2 protein-coding genes and 1 pseudogene are annotated in these 3,417 nt (G+C 73.7%); all 3 read right to left on the bottom strand.

Annotated elements, in window-relative coordinates:
• On the bottom strand, positions 1–1,337 hold a 1,337-nt coding region (locus B4M60_RS00870), incomplete at its 3' end, for a hypothetical protein (protein ID WP_291079474.1).
• Positions 1,338–1,388: 51 nt separating this feature from the next.
• Positions 1,389–2,738, bottom strand: a complete 1,350-nt coding sequence (locus tag B4M60_RS00875; protein WP_291079475.1) for a thrombospondin type 3 repeat-containing protein — start codon at positions 2,736–2,738, stop codon at positions 1,389–1,391.
• Between the two features lie 223 nt (positions 2,739–2,961).
• Positions 2,962–3,417: pseudogene (locus tag B4M60_RS00880) on the bottom strand (acetate kinase); the annotation flags it as partial.

The following is a 3,417-nucleotide window of genomic DNA, read 5'->3' on the forward strand; positions in this document are numbered from 1 at the left end:
CCCGCGGCCGCGCCCGGGGCCAGCAGGTCCACCACGCTCCGGAGGTCGACGGACCGGTGGAGCGCGACGGCGACGTCGGACAGGACGGTCACCACGTCGCCGGTCGCCGTCGCGGCGAATCCCCGGGGCAGGGCGGAGACCAGGGCGGCGCCGACCTCGGACCACGCCGACTCGTCGACGGGGGTCGCGGCGGCGAACGTCCGGACCGCGTCGACGAGCTCGCCGCCCGGCACCTCCAGTCCGGACTGCACGGCCTCCGCGACCAGCGCGACCCACGCCAGGGCCGGCCACCGGGTCTGCGGTCCGGCGTTCTGGCGCAACGTCCGGAGCACCTGGAGCCGGCCGAGGCCATCGATGTCGTGCCTGACCGCCCACTCCGCGGCGGCATGGGCGAACCGGACTCCGCCGCCCGGGACGCCGTCGCGGACCTCGCGGATCACCCCGCGCTCGAGCAACGCCCGGACGGCGGCCCGCCACTCCGCGTCCTCAACCCGGAGCCACCCCGACGAGCCGACGTCGAGCAGGACCGAATACGGCAGGGTCCGGGCGACGGCGACCATCTCGAGAACCGCGACGACGGCCGGCCCGTCCGCGGGCAGCCGGTAGCGCTCCGAGGCCGCGGTGGCCACGTCGTGGATCGGGGCCTCGGGCGGGGCGCCGGGCGTGAACCGCCGATCCACCGCGACCAGCTGGCCCGTCGTCCGCGTGGCGCCCTGGGCGCGGGCCAGGAGCGCGTACCTGCTCACCCCCAGCGGCGTGCCCGATCCCCACTCGAGCGCCCGGGCCACCGTCCCGGACTCGACCTCGCCGCCCAGGAGGTCGGACATGAGCCGGCTGGCGGTGTCGAAGTCCAGCGGGGGCAGCCGGAGGACCACCGCGTCCCGGCCGTCGAGGAGGGCCGCCAACGGCTCCCGGAGCCGTCCCCGGGTGGTGAAGGCGAGCACCGCGGGGTCGGCGGCCCCCTCGACCGCGCGGCGGATCCGGACGGCGCTGAGGTCGTCGACCTCGTCCGCGTCGTCCACCAGGTTCACCGACCCCCGGGCGAGGTCCCGCGCGTCCGCCCACGGCGCCTCGCCCGGGACGTCCCCTGACGCCCCGCCCGGCATCTCGCGCAGCGCCGGGACACCGCGGATGATCCTGGTCGACCGGTGCCCGAGCCTGTCGGCCAGCTGCTGGAGCAGGATCGACTTGCCGCTGCCCATGGGGCCCCACACGCCCACCACACGCCCGTCGGCGATCGCGGTGAGGGCCCGGTCGACGACGTCGGGGAACAGCGGGGCCCAGCGGGACGCCGCCGAGGCGAGGTGGGCCTGGGGGTAGGGCTGGTCGGGGTTCACGTCGACGGAACGGGACCCGGGTCGCCTGGTCGGCGGGGTGCGGGGCCGGGGTCAGTCCTCGGCATGCTCGCGGCGCCGTCGGGCCAGCAGGATCAGCGTCACCCCGGCAGCCGCCGCGGTGAGGGCCCACAGGAGGAGGTCGACGACGCCCACGCCCGTCTCCGCGAGCGAGCCGCGGACCTGGGAGTTGGCGCGGGTCCAGTCCTCGGACGGTGCGCCCTCGCGGGGGGTCACGGAGTTCACCGCGACCTGACCGGTCCCGCCGGTGCCGCCGCCCTGGGTGGTTCCGCCGCCTGCGGTCCCGCCGGCCGGGTCCGAGGGACGCGGTGCCGGGGTGGTGGAGGTGGTGGTGGTCGCGCCCGGAAGCGAACCCGAGCCCGCCGAGCCGCCCGAACCCGGGCCGCCGGGGGAGCCGCCGAGTGACCCCGCGAGGGAGCCGAGATACGGCGCGAGGATGCCGACGATCACTCCGATCCCCCCGATGATCACGATCGGCCAGATGAAGTCCGGAAGATCCGAGGAGCCCCCACCCGATCTGGGTTCGATCACCACGCGGCGGATGGAGGTGTACGAGGCGCCACCGGGCATGGTGACGGTGAACTCGATGTCAAAGGTCCCGGCCTCGGTGGGAGTGCCCTTGAGGACCCCGTTCTCCAGCCGCATGCCGGGCGGGAGGGTGTCGAGGTCGACGTCGAGCACCGTCCCCGGCGGGGTCGTCGGCAGGAATTGCTCGGGGCCGTACCCCTTCCCGACGGTGCCGCCCGGCAGGCGGTTGAACGGGTCCAGGGGGTCGGTGCCGAGTTGGTTCTCGTCCAGGTCGGGCAGGCCGTCACCGTCGGTGTCCACGACCCCGATATCGGAGAAGGTCACCCAGATCATGGGGCTGACGCTCTGGCGCTGGGCGTAGTTCTCCACATCCAGGGGCACCGAGACCTGGTCCACGACGATCGCGGACTGCCCCGGCCCCAGATCGAGCCCGGCGAGCGTGCTGCCGCGGGGCGGAGAGTCGGCGGCCTGCGGGGTGTCGGCTCCGTAGATCGTGACGGTCCCCGAGTCCGATGCGCCCGACCCGGTGATGTCGCTGCTCACGTCAAACTCAGCTTCTCCTGAGACCAGGAACTCGCCGATGCCGACCTCGTACCGACCGGTCCGGCCGGTGTTGGAGGAATTGCGGACGTGATAGGTCCTGTCGATGGACTCGCCGGGCGACATGCTGCACGGGTCGACCTCCGGCGTGCCGCCGATCGCGCCCCCGGGGGCGGAGGGGTCGGGCCCGTCGAGGACGTCGCAACCCCACGACCCCAGCACGAGATCCGGCGCATCGGTCCAGGTGGTGCCGTCCAGGGAGAATTCGAGGTCGGAGTGCGCGTCCAGCGGAGGGACGGTGACCGCCCGGGCCACGGACGCCCCACCCAGCACGAGGGTGACGGCTGTCGCGAGCGCGACCGGGACGAGCCCCCGCCTCCGACGACCACGCGACCGGCCCGGCCGCGTATCGCGGGCGGGCTCACTGACGCGAGAAGAAGAGGGGTCCGGCATAGTCCAGCTTCGTTTGGCCCGGGCGGAACCCAGGGTTCCTCTCACACTCTACGTCTAAGACCCTTCTTAATAAAAGGCACAGCGGTCATTCCCCCAGTCCCAGTACGGCGTCACACGCGCGAGCGATGGCCAGTTCCTCGTCGGTGGGCACCACGAGGACCGTCACCCGGCTGCCCGGAGTGGAGATGATCCGCTCGCCGGAACCGGTCTCGTTGGCCGCCCGGTCGATCTCCACTCCCCAACCGCCGAGGGTGGACAGCGCGTCGGCCCGCAGGCGGGCGACGTTCTCCCCGACCCCGGCGGTGAACGTGATGGCGTCGACCACGCCGAGGACCGCCCAGTAGCCGCCGATGTAGCGGCGCAGGCGGTGGATCACCACGTCGTAGGCGAGCACGGCGTCCGCGTCGCCGTCGTCGACCCTCGAGAGCAGTTCCCGGAAGTCCCGGGCGCCCGAGAGCCCCTCGAGCCCCGACCTACGGTTGAGCAGGGTGGAGACGTCCTCCGGGCTCATCCCGCGGTCGCGGATGAGGTGGATGACCAG

Origin of the sequence: Dietzia sp. UBA5065, from assembly GCA_002415925.1 — a bacterium.
Classification (GTDB): domain Bacteria; phylum Actinomycetota; class Actinomycetes; order Mycobacteriales; family Mycobacteriaceae; genus Dietzia.